The organism is Candidatus Nitrosocosmicus sp. FF01, assembly GCF_047711275.1.
Lineage (GTDB): Archaea > Thermoproteota > Nitrososphaeria > Nitrososphaerales > Nitrososphaeraceae > Nitrosocosmicus.
Genome location: NZ_JBLNIG010000003.1, coordinates 179,025 through 200,724, shown reverse-complemented (window position 1 = coordinate 200,724; position 21,700 = coordinate 179,025). Strand labels below are relative to the sequence as shown.

General features: G+C 33.7%; 20 protein-coding genes. 14 read left to right on the top strand and 6 right to left on the bottom strand.

Annotation, left to right across the window (positions count from 1 at the left end; genetic code table 11):
* The first annotated feature begins 10 nt into the window (after positions 1 to 10).
* The 5 genes from ACMT7R_RS11110 (at position 11) to ACMT7R_RS11090 (ending at position 5,325) form a co-directional block, all read left to right on the top strand.
* A complete protein-coding gene (locus ACMT7R_RS11110; protein WP_415311963.1) occupies positions 11 to 436 on the top strand; it encodes a universal stress protein in 426 nt (141 codons plus the stop codon).
* A 488-nt stretch (positions 437 to 924) separates the two neighbouring features.
* On the top strand, positions 925 to 1,308 hold the full coding sequence (locus tag ACMT7R_RS11105) for a hypothetical protein (protein ID WP_415311961.1): 384 nt from the start codon (positions 925 to 927) through the stop codon (positions 1,306 to 1,308).
* Between the two features lie 581 nt (positions 1,309 to 1,889).
* Entirely contained in the window at positions 1,890 to 2,261 is a 372-nt protein-coding gene (locus ACMT7R_RS11100) for a hypothetical protein (protein ID WP_415311960.1), read from the top strand.
* Between the two features lie 1,098 nt (positions 2,262 to 3,359).
* The gene (locus ACMT7R_RS11095; protein WP_415311959.1) at positions 3,360 to 3,692 is read left to right on the top strand and encodes a hypothetical protein; all 333 of its coding nucleotides are present in this window, start codon (positions 3,360 to 3,362) and stop codon (positions 3,690 to 3,692) included.
* Positions 3,693 to 4,560: 868 nt separating this feature from the next.
* Positions 4,561 to 5,325, top strand: coding sequence for a hypothetical protein (locus tag ACMT7R_RS11090; protein WP_415311958.1), 765 nt, complete (start codon positions 4,561 to 4,563; stop codon positions 5,323 to 5,325).
* Positions 5,326 to 6,519: 1,194 nt separating this feature from the next.
* Here ACMT7R_RS11090 and ACMT7R_RS11085 read toward each other — a convergent pair.
* From ACMT7R_RS11085 to ACMT7R_RS11070, 4 genes are all read right to left on the bottom strand, one after another.
* A complete protein-coding gene (locus tag ACMT7R_RS11085) occupies positions 6,520 to 6,783 on the bottom strand; it encodes a hypothetical protein (protein ID WP_415311957.1) in 264 nt (87 codons plus the stop codon).
* Positions 6,784 to 7,771: 988 nt separating this feature from the next.
* Entirely contained in the window at positions 7,772 to 8,950 is a 1,179-nt protein-coding gene (locus ACMT7R_RS11080) for a hypothetical protein (RefSeq protein ID WP_415311955.1), read from the bottom strand.
* A 255-nt stretch (positions 8,951 to 9,205) separates the two neighbouring features.
* Positions 9,206 to 9,514 (bottom strand): winged helix-turn-helix domain-containing protein, encoded by a 309-nt coding sequence (locus ACMT7R_RS11075; protein ID WP_415311953.1) that lies wholly within the window; start codon positions 9,512 to 9,514, stop codon positions 9,206 to 9,208.
* Between the two features lie 582 nt (positions 9,515 to 10,096).
* The gene (locus tag ACMT7R_RS11070; RefSeq protein WP_415311952.1) at positions 10,097 to 10,594 is read right to left on the bottom strand and encodes a GNAT family N-acetyltransferase; all 498 of its coding nucleotides are present in this window, start codon (positions 10,592 to 10,594) and stop codon (positions 10,097 to 10,099) included.
* Positions 10,595 to 10,707: 113 nt separating this feature from the next.
* Between ACMT7R_RS11070 and hflX the strand changes: the two genes are divergently transcribed.
* From hflX to ACMT7R_RS11055, 3 genes are all read left to right on the top strand, one after another.
* Entirely contained in the window at positions 10,708 to 11,808 is a 1,101-nt protein-coding gene (gene hflX / locus ACMT7R_RS11065; RefSeq protein ID WP_415311951.1) for a GTPase HflX, read from the top strand.
* A 59-nt stretch (positions 11,809 to 11,867) separates the two neighbouring features.
* On the top strand, positions 11,868 to 12,272 hold the full coding sequence (locus ACMT7R_RS11060) for a hypothetical protein (protein WP_415311950.1): 405 nt from the start codon (positions 11,868 to 11,870) through the stop codon (positions 12,270 to 12,272).
* A gap of 83 nt (positions 12,273 to 12,355) precedes the next feature.
* Positions 12,356 to 13,342, top strand: a complete 987-nt coding sequence (locus ACMT7R_RS11055; RefSeq protein ID WP_415311949.1) for a magnesium transporter CorA family protein — start codon at positions 12,356 to 12,358, stop codon at positions 13,340 to 13,342.
* 382 nt (positions 13,343 to 13,724) lie between these two features.
* On the opposite strand, the gene ACMT7R_RS11050 is transcribed toward ACMT7R_RS11055, so the two are convergent.
* Positions 13,725 to 14,279 (bottom strand): hypothetical protein, encoded by a 555-nt coding sequence (locus ACMT7R_RS11050; RefSeq protein ID WP_415311947.1) that lies wholly within the window; start codon positions 14,277 to 14,279, stop codon positions 13,725 to 13,727.
* Between the two features lie 1,214 nt (positions 14,280 to 15,493).
* Here ACMT7R_RS11050 and ACMT7R_RS11045 point away from each other — a divergent pair.
* The gene (locus ACMT7R_RS11045) at positions 15,494 to 16,954 is read left to right on the top strand and encodes an NAD(P)/FAD-dependent oxidoreductase (protein WP_415311945.1); all 1,461 of its coding nucleotides are present in this window, start codon (positions 15,494 to 15,496) and stop codon (positions 16,952 to 16,954) included.
* Between the two features lie 55 nt (positions 16,955 to 17,009).
* On the opposite strand, the gene ACMT7R_RS11040 is transcribed toward ACMT7R_RS11045, so the two are convergent.
* Positions 17,010 to 17,636, bottom strand: coding sequence for an RNA-binding protein (locus ACMT7R_RS11040; protein WP_415311944.1), 627 nt, complete (start codon positions 17,634 to 17,636; stop codon positions 17,010 to 17,012).
* Positions 17,637 to 17,724: 88 nt separating this feature from the next.
* Between ACMT7R_RS11040 and ACMT7R_RS11035 the strand changes: the two genes are divergently transcribed.
* From ACMT7R_RS11035 to ACMT7R_RS11015, 5 genes are all read left to right on the top strand, one after another.
* Complete coding sequence (locus ACMT7R_RS11035) at positions 17,725 to 18,204, top strand: resolvase (protein ID WP_415311942.1); 480 nt, start codon at positions 17,725 to 17,727, stop codon at positions 18,202 to 18,204.
* A 341-nt stretch (positions 18,205 to 18,545) separates the two neighbouring features.
* A complete protein-coding gene (locus ACMT7R_RS11030; protein WP_415311941.1) occupies positions 18,546 to 19,301 on the top strand; it encodes an NAD(P)H-hydrate epimerase in 756 nt (251 codons plus the stop codon).
* Between the two features lie 2 nt (positions 19,302 to 19,303).
* Positions 19,304 to 19,912 (top strand): MBL fold metallo-hydrolase, encoded by a 609-nt coding sequence (locus tag ACMT7R_RS11025; protein ID WP_415312200.1) that lies wholly within the window; start codon positions 19,304 to 19,306, stop codon positions 19,910 to 19,912.
* Between the two features lie 161 nt (positions 19,913 to 20,073).
* A complete protein-coding gene (locus tag ACMT7R_RS11020; RefSeq protein WP_415311940.1) occupies positions 20,074 to 21,060 on the top strand; it encodes a hypothetical protein in 987 nt (328 codons plus the stop codon).
* Positions 21,061 to 21,144: 84 nt separating this feature from the next.
* On the top strand, positions 21,145 to 21,609 hold the full coding sequence (locus tag ACMT7R_RS11015; protein WP_415311939.1) for a hypothetical protein: 465 nt from the start codon (positions 21,145 to 21,147) through the stop codon (positions 21,607 to 21,609).
* The last annotated feature ends 91 nt before the right edge of the window (positions 21,610 to 21,700 follow it).

Genomic DNA, 21,700 nt, shown 5'->3' with positions numbered 1-21,700 from the left:
CATATAGCGAATGTTTTCCAAAATATTGGTACCTGTAGATGGATCTGAGAATTCGAAAAGAGCATTTAAACAAGCATTATATTTATCAAAAAATCTTAGAGGAGAGATAACAATATTGCATGTTGCTGACGCTCCGCCCACAGTATATTTACAATCTCAGAAAGTTTTAGACGAGTTGCTTGAAAAATATTCTAAAGCAAGAGAAAAAATCTTTAAGGATTATCAAGAATTGGCTGAAAGAGAAACCATACAAATAAAACCTATACTAGTTTTTGGAGACCCTGCAAAAGAGATAGCGAAATTCTCTTTAAAAGACGAATCTGATTTAATTGTAATTGGAAATAGGGGAATGGGGCATTTAAAAGAGATGATTATTGGTAGCGTCTCTACCTCGGTTATACATGACGCTAAATGTCCGGTATTGCTAGTAAAGTAGGAAATCAATTTCGAAAAGTGATAGAATAGTTTAGAATATACTTATCCATTAGAAAAGATAGAAATTTGGAAGAAGAACCCAGATAAAAGAAAATGAATGAGAAATTTATTACATGCATACAGAATTCTGGCAAGTAAAACAATAACATAATAAATCTAACTTACTACTAGTTGGTAATTATTTATAGTGTCAATCTAAAAATGATACTCGAAGATTACGAATTTATCAAAGTAGGTAGGTAAATTGATACAATTAATTAGAGAATCAGGTATAGAGAATATCGTATTAGCACACATAGTTCTTCAGTCAATATTAATTAGATAAATTAACCACCAATCATACTAACAATTTTTTTAAGTTGGTACAAGTTATTACCAAAAGTAAAGTTAAAGACAATAACTTCCCCATACTCGCAAAACAAAATATTACTCAAAGTTAAATAGAAATCATCCGAAATACCTTTTTGATGGGAAACAATTTAAAAATTAATGGGAATTGAGATCGTTGAGTATTACGGGGATGGACAACGTCAAAGAAAAGTTATGGAAGATAAGAATACATCTATACATTATGTTCAACTTGGAACGTATAGCCTAGGACATCACGACCTTTCTTGGGAGTTGGATTTCATTGATGAGAAAATAAAAGTCACCCTGAAACTTTATAGTACATCTTTACAAACAAAAATTCTAGATAGAAATAATGCATCTGGAGTTTTTAAGAGCGCTTGGGGTTATGGTCAATTAGACATTGAATTACGAGCATCATTTGATAATAAAGAACTTGTAATAAATGGAAGCATCTACCAAGGCAAAGGCTTTGGCCCTGAAAAACAGATAAAGTATGACAATGTAATCGTAATGAGTTGGTAAAACCTACTTATTTTGGTATAGCATATTTTTGGAAAAATTTGAACTTACTTGGTACTGATAGATTAAGTAGAACCCTCATCTATAACCCAAAGGTTCAAATCCCTCTCCCGGCGCCTTACTCAAGGAGACATACCAATGAAATGATACAATATGAGCCTAGCTCTGTTTAATGCCATTTAATACATGAATTTGTCAAAACTTAAGATTAAAGCGGTAGAATAGAAACAATATTCTGTAAACGATCTTGTATATATAAAATTTGTCGATTAATCAATTAGAAGTCTTGACGTCATGAGACTTTCATTGGGAAACCAGACGAATGATGACAATAGGACAGTGCCAGTCGCACAAGAAGTAATTATGAAATATTGCTAAGAATTCAATATATATTGATGAAGTAATAGTATGGAAAGTTGTCGGGTTGACTTTAGGTATGTATCTACCATAATTTATATAGTTTCCAGAGTTACGGACCGAGTGGGATTCGCGGCAAAAATGACATGGACCTGATCGATTTGACGTGCATGTTAAGACAAATATGATATGTCTTAACACTGTCATAACAAAAGGCTAAATCAAGTTTGAATCGCTTTGATTGGTTTCCATCAGGCCCACAGTTATTCTTCACCCTTCGTAATAATGATAGACCATCAGGGGCAACGCAAGCAACGATACCAATTCAGTTTCTCATGAGAAGTGATTTTGTCGCTGGATTCGACGACGCATTAGAGACGATCCATGCCACTGGGTGCCAATTGCCGATTCTTAGTCTAGCACATTATCTTCCTCCAGTAACTTCAGGTAACCAACATGACATTGACATGTTATACTTTATAGGTAGAACGATAGATCTTGTCCCATCTTTAGCATTAAACGATCCAGACATGGATCCGATTGCAGTCAGCTCGCTTAACACCTTCTACACAATTGTAGACGGTTGCTCGACAGCTTGATACAACGGCCCCAGAAGCATCAAGTATTCCTACCGCAGAATGGAGTGCTTGGAAATGTGACGTTACTGCATGTCAGGAAATAACCGCTATGAGGTCTTACCTTCCACTTAATTCTATCTTAAATGCCGCAGGATGATACCAAGATTCACCAACTGTTCCGCAATCCCTTAGTCAATCTGGAGAGTGGTTTCATTGGAAAAACATTACAGGGCTAGTAGCAGGAGTAACTCGATATCGGGACGAGATTAGTTTGTTATATTCTCAACAAGAGATCATGAATTCATCACTGAGAGACCGACTGGATTGGATATGGAATGGTTCCGATTTTGCCATTCATTAAATTGTACTCTTACAGGATCAAAATGGAGAACATATAACTGATTAAAAATATTAATTAACACTATCATCTATAGGAGACATGTTTGACATTGCATCGTAAATTTATTTACACATGCCTCGATTAATTAGTAACATATACTAAGAATAGGTTCGACATATATAACAATCGTCAAGTATGGCTACTTGAACTTGGTAAAGTTAAGAGAAATGAATTAACCGGAGTTTAATATCAACTCTCATCACCTAAATTTTCGATTATGCTCAAATAAGGAAATTGATGAATACGGTAAGTTTCTCCCAAACTGGCACTTAGAATCATTATTCTGTAAATGATCTTGTATATATAAATTCTTGTAAGATTGATAATTTTATCTTACTATGGGAGAAGTTAAGAAAGTCTTTTTACAGTTCTAGGGTTCTGGTCCAAGGTATTTAGTAATAGATACATTACGAGTCCAAATTTCCAAATTGGTATCTGAAATGAATTAATTGTTGGTACGGCCTCGTAGGGCTACGTGCTGATATCGGTATTTTAAATGGGATTCTAATAAAAGAAAGCATAAACTTTTTTAAAAACTTTTGAAGTTGCAATTTAATTTGTATACTATTTATTGTCGAATGAAATGGCAAAGAGCACCTTTAAATATACTCATTATAATATTTTAACATTCTATTAGATATTTTTAGATAAAGTTCATACTAAAGAAATTCGCATTTGTTTTTAGAAATTCAAATATTAAAAAAAATTATTACTGGATTGTGAATAATGGAAATAATCACCCAAAATTGATAATGTCGATGATATTGGCCGTAGCAATATTTGCTGGATTATATGCGACTATATCGCTCCAGTTATCATATGCAAGTTTATTACAAGCAGAAGACTCGGAATGTGTAATATTTTGTCCAAGAATTGAAGATAGCATGAATTATGATTACAATTTTAACCAGCATAACGAGTGTGGCAATAGTCAAGTTAATCCCTATGGTGGCGGAGGTATTGTATTGCCAGAACAATTTGGCAATGGTACCGAGTCAACAAAAAATACAGAGTGCAATAATTCCGCATCAATTCCTTCAGGTAATCGCTAAACACTATTTTATTTTTTATTTTCAGCAAATAGGAATACATCTTGTTGGATTGTTGAGGATTTTAGGATATACAAAAAAATGAATGAATTATAGCAAAACAGCAAATGATCGTTTTTCTCTTCAAACTTGACTTTGTGTCATCATTTTCCATTCATATACAGATTCCGGCATTCTCTATAACATTATAATGAACTTGAGGGAATAAGAGAATCAATGGCTATGTGGGTTCATGATTCACAGGGTGGCAACGAGATATCAAATAACACTATTGGATAGATGGGATTAAAATGTGGTAAATATCAAAATGAATCGAGAGGCACCAATAATATAATACTAATACGATTTTTCTCAAGTAGCTATTATGGAGTATAGACAAAAGCGAAAGTTCTTTATTTAAGGAGTCTAGTCTTTTTCTAATTAAGCACCTTATCCTTCTATCATAGGATTTTGATACTTCTTTGTGCCCTTGAACGTATTGAATTTCGGCCTTCGAAAAAATGATAAATATTATTCGACAAAGTCATGAATCAAGCTTTTTCTACTTGCCCGTAGGGGGACTTTTCTACTCAGATCATTCAAAAGTCCGCACTATCTGTTAATACAGATTCCCTTTTTGGAATTATATCTCCAAAGATAAACTTAAAACTGAATTCATGAATGATCTCCAAATATGTCAGCTGATGTTATGATTGACTAATGCTCAACAGCCACTATTTAATGTCTTTATTGAGTGTTATATAGACACTCTGTTGCACTCATACCGTGGAGGAGGACTTTAAGAATCCGTACCACTTAATATTTTGGAAACATTATTATAAGTTATAGTACATTTTACCGCAACTTTATATACTAAGTGTGGCAATTGACGATGATGTTGGAGAAAAAACCCAATTTAGATAAGCAAATTATATGTTCATGTATAGTTGCAATCTTTCTTATAACAGTACCTTTGACAGGATCAGGAATTTATGTTTTAGGACAGAATACGACTGAAGCAGATATGATGCAAAATACGACTGAAGCAGATATGATGCAAAATGCAACATTACCGAACGTTGTTAATGAGACGGTGGTTGATGAATATGATTACTATGGTCAGCCTATTTACTACACAGAAGATGATGACGATGACGATACTGATAATGATGATAGCGACAGCTCTAATGGGGAAAACAACTACTACTATACTGACAATAGTGGTAATGCTTACTACAAGGATGAGAATGGTAATGCTTACTACAAGGATGAGAATGGTAATGCTTACTACAAGGATGAGAATAACAATTCGTATTATACGGACGTTCAAGGTCATCACTATTGGTATGATAACGATGGTCACAAGTACTATTACGTAGATGACAACCATAATCAGAAATTTCATTATGATGATAATGGTAACAAGGTAGTTCATGACGACAGAGGAGATAGTAGGACTGCTTACGATAGTCATTCTAGTGGAACTCACACTCACTATTCGCTCTTTAGTAATGGTAACCATGTACAACAAAGCGGCGGTGGTTCGTTTGTCCATCATAATGGTGTTAATCATCAACACACTGGCGGTGGCTTTTCACCTCAAGGGGGCTTTTCACCTCAAGGGGGTGGTGATTTCGGCGGCCACGGGCGTAGATGAGTTAATCATCCATGGTTCAATTAGATCGAGGTAGACAACTAACTCACACCCGATGGTTTGACAAATTATGAAAGTAGTGGGATGATTTCACATGCTATCAAAATATATCATATGAAGAATATTACCAAACTTGCTTGACAATATTAGTGATTAAAGGATGGAGACACGATAGCCATTCTCGACTAAACGTATAAAGTATAACATTGACGGACTAAACCATTGTGAAGCACGTGGAGGTATTTTTTTGCAATGACCGTAGTAATTATTGTGAAAGAAATAACTAGGTCAATGCGGATCAAAAGTGTTTATACTGTTATGAAACATCCTTCACAGGTAACAATAGTTTATCTTAGTTGTGGTAGTGGGGCGGCTAACCTTATAATATCAAAAGGTTTAGTATTTATTTTCTGTTCTATTCTTTTTCAGACTTGCATTATAGATTCAATAACTTCTAGAGAGAATTAAGAATTCTGTTAAGAACAAATAGAATTTTGAGATTGACTTTACTCTGTTTAACTTTATAGACTGATTAAAAATGTTGGAACCTAAACGTAGCTCGGCCGCCAAACATTCAATCTAATATCCAGGATAGAATCTGACCGTCGCCAAAACCATAGGATCATATACCATCACAAGCCAGCGGAAGTCATCTAAAAAATTTTATCTAGGTTAACCAACTATAACTTATCATCAAGGATTTATTGATCATTGCATTCTCGCATCAATACACAGATCTAAATCCATCGTCTCAAAAATATTCGGGTATGCATAATATAGTCGATTTAACCGATATTACATCTCTGAAATGTCATATTAAAAACTATAGTTTTGAGAAATAAGGAATATATGTGTTCACTTGTAGTAACTATAATTCGGTAGAGAACCTTAATGTGATATCAAATATCATAATTGTTTGAAATATTAACTGCTAAAGCATGTGTTACTATTGAATCAATCGCAATTGAAATCATTACGAATTCCCAACGTCACTGCTTTGATTCACATGAACAATTCAATAATCTATTGTTCGAAGGAAACAATCTATATCAAAGTTTTGTATGGAGTTATAAGAGATCCAACGAAAGCATTAAAACAAATGTTTCCTGGCTATGTCAGAATAATATCTAAAAAAAATATAAAAAATGGTAATCAAAATGTAGAAAAAAAGAAGAGTGGTTATTTAATAGTGTTTCTTTATTGCTGACCTAATCCGTTGTTGCCGTCATCTAAGTTAATTTTAAAGTCCAGGTTATTGCATGAGGCTATAGTATCATCTTCGGTTTCACAAATTGATTGTTCAGTTGTATTTGAAAATTGATCTATAAGTTGTATAGCTTCATTAGATTTTTTGTTTTTTCCACCAGCATATGCCAAGTTTTCACCATAGGCTACAACTGAGCCTAAGAGTGCTGCTGCGAGAAATATTGACAATACCGATAGTTTGACTTTTTTAACCATGATAATAAGTATGGAATTCAATATAACTGAGTTGGGGAACCTGTTCCTGAAAATATCTTCTTTAAAGATCATTCCAAAGAATATTCTGCAATAATAGCACAGTTATATTAATTTGAATAACTTGACATAGTGTGCAATTTGGAATCACGAAAAAATTTTAGAAATTGTTGGCGTGCAACAGTTCTTGGACCATGATGTCGATAAAAACTTAACCAATCTCATAGACAGTGGAAAATTGCTTTTCAAAAATGTGGACATTTGCAAAGGGTGTATTTAGAACCGACTGTCCCAAAAAAACTTGGGAAATCACAGAATGTGGAACAAATATCGATGACCTTGTCATCCTTTTTGATATCTGTTTAATTCATATAATCGTAATTTGATTTGTCAATTTAACAATGACAATTAATCATAAATTTACATATTACTGTACAAATATCTCAAAGAGTAGTCTTTTGTCTTAAATCTAAGAGTTTTGCAGCATTCATTTCCCTTCCCTAAGCTCACAATACTCAAAAATTGGTTGTTCCAATGGCTTACCCCTTTTTAAGCAGTAAAGTTCTAAAAAATTGTTAAGACAAGATTGCCTAAGAATCCATGAGAACAGATATGATATGAGGGCCCCCTGTTAAACTACCATTTATAATGTGCTGTAACTGTGAGTAAAATCAAAGACTTGTTAGAGTCTTGTTTTACTAAAACATTCGATATCACTTATACTCTAGCAAACTAAATTTTTTTACCCATGAACATAGCCATAGAAGGAAATGGTATGTAAAACCACAATACCCTTGTATGGCTAGTAAAGTGGATCTGGTACTGTCGAGAAGCGTACAGACAAGATTTTATACACTTAATCTATGGGATTATGTACTGGACTATTTATGCTCTATTGACAAGACTTTTCTCACTAAAGATAGGATGTTTGAGATATCTACTGCATTAATAATATTATTCGCACTGGTTAAAGACATCTCCACTTTGCACTTTATACTGAGGAATGTTTGTCATTTAATCCGAATCGGGTGCGCAATCTATTCTTCGCATAAACTTGAACTTGTCCATACATCAGAACTGATATTAATCCGACTATTGCTCCAATCGCCAGAGATAATGGAAACACAATAGCAAAGGAATTAACGAAAATTGGGAGGACATCAACCAGTGTTGTAAATTCCATGTCGGAAAGACTCAACGGCATAAGGTAATTGCCTAGTGCTAGAGGTAATAACGGATATCCAATTATATAAAATAATGACCCGGCTATTGCACCAGCCAATATCGATCTAAACTTCACAGTAGATGTCTTTCTCATGAAAGGTAATTTTCCATGTATCATGAGATCAATAATGATAAAGGGCACAGCAGATAATAAATAATAAGGTAAAAAGAGCGAGAGTTCTTGTGAAGGCAGAATTGTCGAAACGGAATTTAGGATGATTACACCAATACCTACCAAGCTAATATAACCGAATTTCTTGAAAGTACTAATCGTTAATAAAATAATAAATGAATTAACCAATGGTAAAAAGACCAAAGCTAATAAAGATTCCAGGAGAGGAGAGAGATTAAAATTGAATAATTCGCCATTGGAGATTGGTAACGAGAAAATGTAAACATATGTGATTAGGTTGACCCATAAAGCAATCAATCCAACTACAAGGAAGATGCGATTAACATTCTTAGAAACCGATTCCTTTAGACGAGAACTTAATAGAATTAGTCCCATTACTGTCCCAATTGAATTAACAAGCATTCCTGTTATTAACAATAGATGAGTAGGACTAAGAAATCCATCAACTCCAAAAACTTCATGCCAAATAAAATCACTTGGTCCCGAAACTATAGAGACTGCTGATCCTATTATTAAGAATTTAAAAGAAAGAGAGAGAGGATCTTTTCTGATTACTGCATTCGTTATCAGCAAATAAGCTGCAATTATGGCAGAAATGGACAGAAGCAATATCCCACTATACAAGAGAGTATGCGAGGGAGTAAAGAAGGTTTCTGGCTGTAGTAACAAATGAGAAGTCACATCCCAACTACCTCCACTAATTTGAAGAATTGAACCCGTAGAAGCAATACAGAATAAGAAGATACATTTATGTAACTTTTGTTCGCTCAAAAAGGGCCTCGAAAACATAGACTTTATGTCAATATTAGACATATAAATATTACTGACCAGTCAGTCATAATACAGGGTATAAACATCTAGTGAGATTAGAAAAACAAAAATCATGAGACTCAAGGCCTTTCTAACATACTCTTTTTGATATTCATTAAAATGTGGAGGCAGATCGAAAGAGGGTTATATACATCTTTAATGCAGCATGAGAACAACAAAACTTGGATTGTAAATTCGGCTAACTTTATGCTTAGCTATGTTCATGCACGCGGCAATATGTTAAATACGTATTATACCCTAAATTTCGTAATCTCGTTTGAAAGAGGGGACAAAATCAATTATATTATCATACTTTCTCACAAAATCATTACCTTTAGGAGTTGCCAAAAACCTTTGTTGTTTTTCATCGAACGTCAATAAATCAAGCCTTATCAAGTCAGCAAGATATTGATTAAGGCGTCTATAGGAACTATAATAACTTAATTTATTTTTGGTTTGGTACTTGCCAATGCAGCTTTTGACAATCAAGTAAAAAATCTGACACTTGTCACGATACTTTGTTTTACCTCTATCTTTTCCTTCGACCAACAACCGAATTTCGTTCACAATTTAAATGTAAGCAAATTAACCAATGGATAAAAAAAATTGTACTTTTAGGTAAAAATTATTCTTTACGATGCATTGCTTCGAACTGAGCGAAAGAAAACATTCAAGGGTAATTAAATCATGATTTAACATATTCTTGTAAACAGAGATTGCCTACCGATAAAAATTCGCTTGATAAAGTCGTATGGGTTTTTGACTCGTTGCTCAAAATCTCGATTCTTTGTTCAAATTAACAATAAAACTCTATTTGGGAAAGTACTTTAGCAATTAAGACTTGTAAAACTGATATTCATTTTTTCAAATAGAAACAGAGTAAAATAAAAGGGACGATGTGCATTTAGACTAACTCTAATGTCCCAGGGATCGTAAGTGATATTTGTCATCACATTTTACCAATAACTTTTTTCTTCCGCCTATCCTTAATCAACCAATACGTAATTAGTATAATTCCAAAAATGGGAAACGAAGAAATAAACAAGTAAGGAAATATCGCTAGTAGTGTTGATGGTTCAAAAACATTCAATAATGTATTTACAAAATCCCGGTATTTATTTTATGGTTTGATATGGTATCAATCGAATTTCATGATATTTCAAGTGCCATCAGATTCGCATCCTCGCCATCCCGATAATAAGACTTTAAAATTGATTTTGTTTGAAAACCAAGTTTTTGATAGAGAGAAATAGCTGATATATTGCTAGTTCTAACCTCCAAGTATATCTCATCACCTTTTCGGGAAGAAATTCCATTAATTCCCTCTATCATTAGGGCTTCGCCAATCTTTTTACCTCTATGTTCTTGAAGTAGTGCTATTGACACTACGTGTCCCTTTTTAACGAACCCTAATTTTCTAAAGTTTGAAAAACCAAATTCCAATTTGCACATTATATATCCTACTATCAGGTTGTTGATTTCAGCAACAATGAATGCTTCTGGAATTTCTCGCAAAAGAGATTCGAAAAAATATTCGGTATAATGCTCAGGCAAAGTTTTCAGATTTATATCAATGACTGCATTTAGATCCTCATAGGTGCATCTACGTATATTGTATCCGTTAACTCTCCTTAATGCTAGCTGCAAACAATCTATATTATTTGAAACAAAATATTTAAATTTATCAAGGTACTGATCCGGCTGTATTGAATTTATTGAGTGCGAATTTTCATGAGTAACGGGAATCGAGTTTAGTTATTATGACCTTTACAAAACGAGAGGAATGGAAAAAGACTATTCTAATTGCTTACCCATCTAAGTTCGCAGTCTCAGAGGCTTTGAGTCTTGCGGAATCAGCTGGTTACAATGTTATAAGAACTGTCTCGCAGAAGAACATCACAAGATCCAAGTTTGGAATTGGAAAAGGAAAAGCAGAAGAAGTGAAGGAAATTGTTTCAAATTTGGAAATTGATACAATAATTTTTGATGAAATGTTAAAACCTAGTCAGCAATACAACTTAGCAAGGCTCTGCAAGGTAGAGATAATAGACAGAGAGAAATTAATTTTAGAGATATTTTTAGAGCGGGCCACAACAAATGAATCCAAGATACAAGTAAAATTGGCGCAGTTAAAATACGATATTGTCCGAGTAAAAGAAAAAACTAGGTTAGCTAAATTAGGAGAGCAACCTGGTTTTTATGGGCTTGGAAAATACGATGCAGATATTCATCTACTTGACATAAAGCGACGTACTACATTGTTAAAGAAAAAGCTAAAATCAGAGGAGAGAAAAAGGGCACTTCACAGAGTGCAGAGACTAAATAACAAATTACCATTGATAGCCCTTGCTGGTTATACGTCCGCCGGGAAAACTACGTTATTTAATTTGTTATCAGAGGAGAAAAAGGATACCAGCAAGAGTGTCTTTACTACTTTAACTACCTACACTCGTTCGTTCCTCATTAAAGATAGAAAAGTTTTGATATCTGATACCATAGGGTTTATTAGTAGACTTCCTCCCTATATGATAGAAGCATTCAAATCCACATTGTCAGAGTTGAATTACGCTGATATAATCCTTCTAGTTATTGATGTTAGCGAGGACTCCCTCGTCATACGAAAAAAATTGAAAAGCTCCTTAGAAATACTGTCAAGATTAGAACTTCCCCTTGACAAATGCATACTAGTCTTAAACAAAATAGACAGAGTAAAGAGTAACGAGATAAAAGATAAGTTAAATGATTTAGTAATTACAAGGGGCATGAGTCAAGTTGTTTCCATCTCCGCGGAATTAGGATACAACATACCTAGGCTAATGGAGATAATTGAGAATAGGATAAACGATCCCCAAATTTATTGAGATCTCCATTTTGTTTTTATACAACAAAACGTCATCGAAAAGATTAAAGGGAATCCAGCATGAATTATAGAAAACATTTGAGTAGCAACAGGCAGTTCTTTGAATTTGAATGGTACCTAAGAGATTTTCTTTTTAGAGCTAACAATAACAAAACAGGGGAATTTTACAAGTTATTTGAGACCAAAGATATAGTGAGCAACTTCCAAGAAAAATATTTTAGATACAGGACATGGAATGTTGACCAGATAAGTTCGGCCTTGTCGAATGTTTTACCAGCACTACAGGCTAAAGGTGCAATTACCTACGACCCCACTCGTGGAATTGTGCAACTAAATTCAAAACTTGACCGCAAGCAATGTTCTTTATGCTATTATATTAATTGCCTCGGAGAAGAGGAAATAAAATTGTGTTTAAGATGCGGATCTGAAAAATTAGTTGAATTCCCCAATCCTAAGAAACTTTAACTATTTATTTTGGATATTTATCCGCACCTAATAGATTAATTAGTAGGAGAGTCTGAATTAATTGAAGTATACGGGGCCATAATATGTCTTTATCAAATCGAATGCATGGGCTAAACCCATTAGTAAACAAGGGTCTGGAATGGATGTACATTGATCAACCCACTAGGGAGAAATTGGACAATTTGGCAAAGAAATATCCATTGCATGAACTAAATATAGAGGACTGTTTATCCAAAAATCAGCTACCCAAGATTGATCGATATGATGACCATGTATTCATAATCCTGCAATTTCCTACCACACAGAAAGAAAAAACATCTCCCAGGTTTAGTCAACTCTCGTTATTCATAGGTCGGGATTTTCTAATTTCTATACATCAAGGAGATCTTAAACCATTGTCTGAACTGTTTCAAGCTTGTAGTATAGACAAAGGAAAGAATAAACAAAATATTATGGGTAGTTCCCCAGGATATTTGCTGCACTCAATCCTGGATGTTTTAGTTGACGACTTGCTTCACATCTTGATGAAGGTAATAGGAAATATAGACGATATTGAAGACGCAGTTTTTGATGATAAGCTTGCAATTGCAAAAGAAATCTCAATTTTGAGAAGAGAGGTTACAACTCTGCGCAGGATTGTTGTACCTTTAAAAAGGATCATGTTAGAAATAATTTCTAGAGATGTAAAGAGATTTTCTGAAGGTGTTGAAGGAGAAGATTTGATTGAATACTTTGATGATATCAATGATCATGTTTCCAAAGTACTTGAAGCACTTGAGGAATCAAAAGAAACAATTGAAATTTACAAAGATACTGACCACATGTTAAGTAGCGAGAAGACAAACAAGATACTTAGTTTCCTGACAATATTATTCACTTTATCAATTCCAGTAACGGTAGTTGGTACTTTTTTTGGAATGAATATCATCATTCCAGGTAGCGTCAACTTCAGTTACAATATTTTTGACTTTATACCGTTGATAATCACGATGTGTTTTTCTGTCGGCGCGGTCATAATAATGCTTTATTACTTTAGGAAATTAGGATGGATGAATAACCTTACTAAATAAATTAGTAACAACACAATGTATTTGACCTTATACGGAGAGTCACCATCTATAATTTAGTATATTTTCACTATAACTTTTGAAATAACATTATTGGTCAATTTATTGAGGAAAAAGGCAATCATCGCATCATTTTTTACGTTTGTAGCAATCCTTACTAGTTTTAGTTTTGGAAATACAATAGGACTAATTCAATTCTAATTTATCCCATTCATATTGATGAATCCATCTAAGAATTTGGACATATTGAGGTTAATAATACTCAGATTTTCGCCAATATTACTAGTATCACTCATCTTACAAGTGATCAGGAAGACGGCTTACCTACTCGTGAGAAAAATAGTAGTTGAAATCGCCTATTTTCATATTGGAGAATAGTCTCGATCTAAACTTCAGATATCCAAGCCAAAATATTTTCATTTACTTTATTAGATATCTTATTCAATTGATCCAATACTATCGATGATTCCTTTGTATCTAACAACTCTTGGATTATTTCTAGAGCCCAAATTGTTTGAGATCGCCTAGAAATCAAATGATTGCCTTCAATACTCTGATTAAACATTTTCCTTATCGAAATGTGTGAAAAATTTTGGCCTGGGATCGCCCCATGAAAATGCAAAACATGAGGATGAACCATGACGATTTCACCGACCTTCAAAGGTTTGATGCTAAAATCCTCCCAACAAAGATCTACTAATCTTGTGGACGATTTGAGATTAAATTCACCTACGATTCCATTTCCTGAAACAGGTATCAATATTTGCTCTGTTTCATGATAATGTACTGTGGTTACTGACCCGTCAATAAATTCAACGAAATATGTCTCTTGATCTTGACTATTAGATTCGTTAAATACCTGTCTCATAATTACCTTTCCATCAAAGTATAAACGGTTGACTTCCCTAATAGGGGAGTCATAGAGATTTTTTTGGATCATATGCTTGATCAACCCTTCAAGAATTTAATCTAATAGGATAGCAAGAGAGTAGGAGAGCAAAACATGGATAAAAATAAAGTTGATTCAGGTATCGATTATTACATTTAAAGATGATTTGTCAACATTTTGATGACTATTGATATGTCTTTTGAGGTAAGAATTTGAAAAGGTCCGCTGGAAATAAAAACAAATATCTATATTATGAGAAGTGATCATAAATTTTTGAAATCGAAGCGAGGTCACCAAAAATTACCCTTATCTGAGCAATCTAGTTCTGCACCACATTTTGGGCATCTAAGATGGCAGGTAGATAACTCACCCATTATTGTTCCACATCTAATACATTCTACTTTGTGCTTTTGATTTTTCGTCCTGTCTTTGACTCCGTAGCTTTCATTAACCATCTCCCATTTGTTTAAAGGACTTTCTGACTAATATCTTGTTCTCAATTCTATTATCCATAGATACTTTGGCGTTTTTTAGAAGTTAAATTGGCTCTACATTTACTAATAGAAATCCAATATCAAACCATACTCAAAAGTCGAACGAAAGTTGACGCTGCAGTTATATGTAAAGACTTGATCCGTTGAGGGCAGTTTAAACAAGTATTAGATCATGATCCTAAATATTATTCTCACAATATTTATCTCATTGAAGTTAACTTTGGTACACTATCATAAAATCAACAAAAAGCGTTCTGTCATTTCAAACTAACTCGATAGCTGCATTCGGTACATACATCAACGGATATTAAAACTACATGGGGTTTTTCATAATAGTATTTTATTTTTCTTTCGATTATTTTGCTGCATAAATCACACTTGACATTTCGATAGAAATCATCAATTTCTATTGTCATATCACTCAATGGGAATATCTAATACTTGAAATTTCTGATCGAAAACAAGGCTTTCAAGGTTCAAGATGATTGGCTCTGGAGTTGAAAGGGGTCTTTCTCCTTATCAAAAGGGGGGGATTTCCATCGAGGGTGTCGGTGCGATATTCATTATTTCAAAATATATCCCATAGGCGTCGAAATATTAAGTTGATAAACGGATTTTACGATCAAAGTCACAAAGTGCAAAGAATTTAAAAATCTCTTCGTTAAGAATTCTTGCTTCAAACTTCATACATTGTATACTGAGTTATTTGTATTTTCGTAATTTAACAACATAGCTTTAATTATCCTTCCTTGTAGGTAAGTACAGGAAAAGATGAGCCTGTCAAAAACAGATTATGACATCATTGTTGCTGGCGGTGGGCTAGCAGGACTAATAGTAGCTTCTTCCGCAGCCTACTATTCTAACCAAAGATTAAAAATTTTAGTGATAGATAGGAACTCGATAGACATCCAAGGTAGAAAAACCATATCTGGTTGGATTTGCGGAGACGCCGTTGGAAAAAATACGGTAGACTATATGACTAACAGAATTAAGATTTCATGGGGTTTTCCTGAAATAGAACACCCAGTAAAAGGTGTAGTTGCATTTTCACCTGATCATGAAACCAAAGTGTCTTTTGATGGAGAAGGATATATTCTTAATAGAAAACAACTTCCGCAAAAGCAAATATCAGAGGCTTCTAAATTAGGAGTTGAAACAAAGAGTAACATAATAATTCGCAAATTAATTACTAATGAAAATTACGTAGTCGGTGTAGAAGGAGAAGATTCCAAGACCAGAGAGATTTTTAAGAAAACTGCAAAGGTTGTAGTCGACTGCACAGGCGTAACTTCTGTTTTGAGGACCAACCTTCCCATAAAATCACACATTCAAAAAAAGATTGATAGAAATGACTTAGAATCCACGGGGCGTTATATTTATGACTTTGATACAGAAGGTAAAGAAGACAAAACGTATTTTGATCCAGACTATTGTATAATTCATTTAGATCAAAAACTGGCCCCCGGTGGATATGGTTGGGTATTTCCAAAAGGAAAATCCAAAGTAAATATTGGATTGGGAGTCCAACAAAAATTGTTTGAAAAGGCAAATAAGGAATTGGGTAAAAAAAGAGATTTAAAAAAATTGATTGACGATTATGTTGGTGCAAATCCGGTAATAAATAATCCGAGATTATCAAATGGGATTGAAGACCAAGGCAACGAATGGGGAACATGGCAAGTTTCAGTAAGAAGACAGAATGATTGCATGGTTGCAAATGGTTATATAATGGTCGGTGATTCAGCATGGATGCCCAAACCTCTTGATGCTGGTGGGATAGGGCCTGCTATTATTGCTGCCACCATCGCAGGAAAAGATGTAGTACATGCAATTGAGGCAAATGACGTTTCAGAGAATGGTCTCTGGCAATATAACAAGAATTTTATCAATGAATATGGTTATAAGACAGCCGGGCTGGAGGTATTTAGAAGAATGTTACAACAATTAAGTAATGATCAAATAAATTATGGAATGAAACATTTTCTATCAAAAATGGATATCGATAAGATCACCAACGGGGAACATCCAGAATTCAGCTCCCTAAGCAAGTTAGGTATGATGATAAGAGGTGCATTGAATAAAAAATTAGCAGAAGATTTAAGATTTACTTCCAAAATGAATGAACATTTAGTGGTACATTATAGAAATTATCCCGAGACGCCTGCCGGTTTCCCTGATTGGTCAGCGAAATTGAATTCTTATTTGACCGAGGCTTTTTCAAGATTTTCCTAATCTTGAAAAACGTTGGTCATTTTCAATGAGATTGAATTTTTTATTTTTTGCTGTCTCAAATATCAGATTTATTTTCAAATCTATTTAGAAAATCAGTTCTTCTTTGTTCTTCAGTCATAGTAATTCTCACATCTTCAATGATCCTTTTTCCAACATCAAGTTTTTTTCTAACTCCAGGGACTATATTATCATAAAATGAAAAAGGATAAATTTGATCATAAAAAGATTGTATTATTGCAAATAAGGACAAAGAAGTCTCAATATCATTTCTCCGAAGATTATCATAAATCATTCTCTTGATCTCCCCAATGCAATCCAAAAGACCTGTCAGGTAGGCACCATGAGAGACCTCTAAATCTAGATGGCTACTAATCTTTGGTTTTTTTTCGACAATTTCCTTTAGAATACAAGCTTCAACATACTCTTGTTCTGCGGGCCAAAGATAACGATCTAAATCAGAAATTACAAATTTCTTCAGATCCCTGATTAGATTGAGTGCCTTATCAATCAAATCAGTTGCCTCTTGAATTTTGTTACTATGTAATAAAATAATAGCCTTACTACAAGAAGAAATTATTTCTCTATTTTCTTTGATTAGTTTTTCTCTACTTGATTCTACTTGCTTCAAATGGCTTGAAAATTCATTTAAAGAAGACTCCATCGATGAATAATCTATTTCCAAGATCATATAGAATCTTGAGACACAGATTATAAATACTAGCTTTCGTATGAGAACCAATTTATTGCATTAGTATTGAAACCTGAAATACATGACCAATATTCGGCGAAGCAGGGGATACAACTTTGAACATAAATTGGTAAAAAAGCTGAATAGCGGAGATTGGATTGCAAGAAGGTTAGGAGGATCCAGTACTGGTTTACCAGATATTGTGGCAGTAAACAACAGATTGTCAATTTTACTAGCCATCGAAGCAAAATCAGCTACTGGTAATAGTATTTATGTACCGCCCGATCAGATAGTGAGATGCCACATGATTACTAAAATGTTTGAGGCATACAATGAGAAGCACATAATTTTAGCTTTTAAATTTATGAGAATCAAGAGACAAATAATAGCTGGAAAAACTAACTATGTTCCTAGAAAAACAAAAGAGTATTACAAAATATTAAAGTTCAAGAAGACACCCAAAACATATCCAATCATAAAGTGCAATTATGAAGGGGATACTTTTGCAATTCATAATGCTAAGATTCGAAAAGTAAATTTGAAAAATTTTCAAATCCCGTGAATATGGATAATTCTTAAAAGATATGACTGATTGATAAAGATTGTTGACAGATGTTCTTTGGAGAGAAGGGTGGCTAAAACCGTTATCTATTGAATCACTACCAAACGATTCTTGCTCGGTTTGTAAGAAGGATTTTGAGAATTTAGACTTTATAACTTCATGCGAGTTCTGCGACATAGGATTGTCCCATGACAGTTGTTGCAATAGTCATCTAATTAAATCTCATATCGACCAAATAGAGGCAAAGATCGAGAAGCATAAGGAAAAAAAATTACATTCCTTTCAATAAACACAAAAGAATCCAAGTCGTTTTTTAATACTGGAGGGCCATAAATAAAATAATGGAGACAAAAGAAAATCTTGATAGTATTAAAGGGTTTGAACCTATATCATCGGATCAAATGTATCAGATAGAGAACAATGGCGAAAATGAATTTTCTATGAAAAAGATTTTGATGATGGAAAACGCTGGCTCTAGAATAGCTGATTTTGTAATTAGCGAGTTTGGTGATACTATTTTAAATAAATCGATTATAGCAGTTTGTGGTAAGGGTAACAACGGAGGGGATGCACTTGTTGCCATGCGTCACTTGTCTGGATACATTTTAGCTAAAAATTTATCAGAGAAACCACCACAATTGGCTGTAATCCTATTGTGTAGTCCAAACGACTTGAAGACTAGCGAGGCCATCTCCAATTGGAAAATTATTGAAAAAATTGACTCTATTAAGACATACACCATGAAATCATGCACCTTAGAGGATATCAAGGAAAGAATAAAAACCTCAGACATAATTTTGGATGGGATTTTTGGTACTGGTATAAAAGGAGATATTAATGAACCCTATTCTAGTATTATTAGTTTCATCAATACTAGAAAAGGTAATTCATATGTTCTCTCAGTAGATATACCTTCTGGTTTGAATCCAGACACTGGAGAAATAAAGGACAAAACAATAATTGCTGATACCACTATAACTTTTCACAGACCTAAACATGGACACTTTAATAATGGTGCATCTGTAATAGGCAAGTTGATCGTAAAAAAAATAGGCATCCCATTTGAAACTGAAAGAGGAGTCGTTAATAAAAATTGAAGGTGGAGCAATTCTTAGTTGGTGAAATGGCAAACTTTACATATCTACTGATTGATGAAAAAAATAATTCATGCATTATAGTAGATCCTTCTTGGGATTTGGAGGTAATCTTTGAATACATAAAGAAGAATGCTCTTAAAATTAATTTCATTATTAACACTCATTCTCATTTTGATCATACAATTGGTAACGAACAAGTTGCAAAGCTAACAGGAGCCAAGATTATGCAACATACTTCCTCTCCCCTTCACAAGGATAGTGCATTAGAAGATGGAGATCGGATTACTTTTGGGAATTCCACCATAGATATTATCCATACACCCGGACATTCTAAGGACAGCATTTGTCTGATTTTGGACAACAAAATGATACTTACAGGCGATACTATATTTGTGGGCAGTTGTGGTCGTCTGGACTTACCTGGTGGAAGTGCAAGCGAGATGTTTGATTCGATTTATGGCAAATTAATCAATCTGGATAGCGAGTTAGTTGTATTACCAGGTCATCATTATGGATCCAAGAAGACTTCGTCGATCAGAGAAGAAAAAGAGAATAATTTTGTATTCAAGTTCAAGAATAAGAATGAATTTCTTAGTTTCATGAGTAAATAGTTTGTTAAACTATCCCTATTTCTATTCATGTGTAGAAGACTAGCCAATTATGATTTTTGACTAAATTTTTGAATTATTGACTATCATTTTGACTATTTTGACCAAGGTTTTGAACAACTCATAAAAACGTGTTTTGTTAATTTACTCGTAACTACATTATAATGACTAAGATTACAGAAGAAGGAAAAAGAATAATCATTAAGAAATTTCTAAAATCCAAAACTCTTGACCAGATCAATGAAGAAACAGGACGGTCAAAAGGCTCAATTTTCAATACAGTCCATGCATGGAAAAAAGATATTGGAGAGGACAATGTGGAGGAAATCAGAAGATTCATAAAGATTTTGAATCATTCGGATATCTCAATCAATGAATGCATAACAGGATTTCGAATTACCAATATGTTAAAACAATTTAACGTAAATGACGAATTTGAACTTGATTATTTTGACCCGGCGAATGACAATCAACTATCAGGATCTACTTCACAATTGCACCTCAATACCCAGTCAGATTTGACTGATCAAATTAAGGAGAACCGATCATCACTGTCAAATGATAATAATGAATTATATGAATTCATTAGCAAGATATACGAAGGCTGTAAGGACAATAACATACGTCCCGAAGATTTAGTAGAATGGGCTAAAAACTTGATTGAATTTGCACCAACGCTTGATGACATGTCTGATAAAATCGACCTTCATAAAGAACCCCTCAATCAATTTAGAGAACAGTACACTATCCCAAAGGTTTCAGAATTGTCAACGTACATCGAAGGCAAGAAAATACATATTTTCAATCTCGAAAAACAATTAAAAGTACTAACTAATCGCATCCAAGATTTTGAAAGCAAGTTAAATAATAAAACAGAACAATTGGATAATTTATACCAAAAAGAAAACTCCATCCTTCAGTATCTAAAATGGTATTCAGATTTGCAAGACGTTTTAAAAAATAATTATAATATAGATATCAAAAAAATTTACAGAAATTTTGCCAAGGCGATTAATGATTTTGAAAAGTATGATTTTGATCCAAGCAAAATAATAAAAGATTACGAGAGTATGGATACCCTTAGAGAAGAATTTCATGCATATAAGAGAAATATCGATACCCAGATCCAACTCAGAAATGATCTATCGTGACAAGTTACATCACTGGAATATCGAGTTTCCTGTTTTGAGGAAACAATCAATAATCTCAACGAATTGCAGAGCATGGGTTTTGGAATGAAAGAGTTTGAGCAATTATCCAACCTTATTTCGGGGATAGCATTGGCTAATAATATTGACCTTTCTTTATCAATAAAAAAATTCCTCAAAGATGTCAGAAGCCAGTATAACAACAAGCTTGGATTCGAAGCAACAATAAATCAGCTAAATGAGGAAAAAAGAAACATAGAAAATGAAATTCCAGCTTATAGAGAGTACATACATACAAAAGTTTCCGCAATACGGAATTTGGATTATTTACAAGACAAGGGTGTAACCACAATTGACGTTATTGGAATAAGTCTATTAATGAAGGCCTTCTTAAGCGGTAATTTTGTATTATTCCCTGCTAATACAGATGCAAATAACAAACCTGATAATAGAGCGAGAAACTACAGTATTCAGGACTGGCAAATATTTATTGACGACTTAAAGAAGTTAAAGGATTTGAAGGATGAGATAAACGATAAAAAAACTGAATGAAAAGAAATTAAGACACGAATTGATAGCAAGCTTGTCGAAAAGCAACAAGTAGACAGTCAAATAAGAGGATCAACATCTGAACTTAATAGTT

What these genes read in the sequence shown, in the direction of transcription:
- ACMT7R_RS11110 (WP_415311963.1), top strand. Translation starts at nt 11, where the DNA reads ATGTTTTCCAAAATATTGGTACCTGTAGATGGATCTGAGAATTCGAAA.
- ACMT7R_RS11105 (WP_415311961.1), top strand. Translation starts at nt 925, where the DNA reads ATGGGAATTGAGATCGTTGAGTATTACGGGGATGGACAACGTCAAAGA.
- ACMT7R_RS11090 (WP_415311958.1), top strand. Translation starts at nt 4,561, where the DNA reads ATGATGTTGGAGAAAAAACCCAATTTAGATAAGCAAATTATATGTTCA.
- ACMT7R_RS11085 (WP_415311957.1), bottom strand. Translation starts at nt 6,783, where the DNA reads ATGGTTAAAAAAGTCAAACTATCGGTATTGTCAATATTTCTCGCAGCA.
- ACMT7R_RS11080 (WP_415311955.1), bottom strand. Translation starts at nt 8,950, where the DNA reads ATGTCTAATATTGACATAAAGTCTATGTTTTCGAGGCCCTTTTTGAGC.
- hflX (WP_415311951.1), top strand. Translation starts at nt 10,708, where the DNA reads ATGACCTTTACAAAACGAGAGGAATGGAAAAAGACTATTCTAATTGCT.
- ACMT7R_RS11060 (WP_415311950.1), top strand. Translation starts at nt 11,868, where the DNA reads ATGAATTATAGAAAACATTTGAGTAGCAACAGGCAGTTCTTTGAATTT.
- ACMT7R_RS11055 (WP_415311949.1), top strand. Translation starts at nt 12,356, where the DNA reads ATGTCTTTATCAAATCGAATGCATGGGCTAAACCCATTAGTAAACAAG.
- ACMT7R_RS11050 (WP_415311947.1), bottom strand. Translation starts at nt 14,279, where the DNA reads ATGATCCAAAAAAATCTCTATGACTCCCCTATTAGGGAAGTCAACCGT.
- ACMT7R_RS11045 (WP_415311945.1), top strand. Translation starts at nt 15,494, where the DNA reads ATGAGCCTGTCAAAAACAGATTATGACATCATTGTTGCTGGCGGTGGG.
- ACMT7R_RS11035 (WP_415311942.1), top strand. Translation starts at nt 17,725, where the DNA reads ATGACCAATATTCGGCGAAGCAGGGGATACAACTTTGAACATAAATTG.
- ACMT7R_RS11030 (WP_415311941.1), top strand. Translation starts at nt 18,546, where the DNA reads ATGGAGACAAAAGAAAATCTTGATAGTATTAAAGGGTTTGAACCTATA.
- ACMT7R_RS11020 (WP_415311940.1), top strand. Translation starts at nt 20,074, where the DNA reads ATGACTAAGATTACAGAAGAAGGAAAAAGAATAATCATTAAGAAATTT.
- ACMT7R_RS11015 (WP_415311939.1), top strand. Translation starts at nt 21,145, where the DNA reads ATGAAAGAGTTTGAGCAATTATCCAACCTTATTTCGGGGATAGCATTG.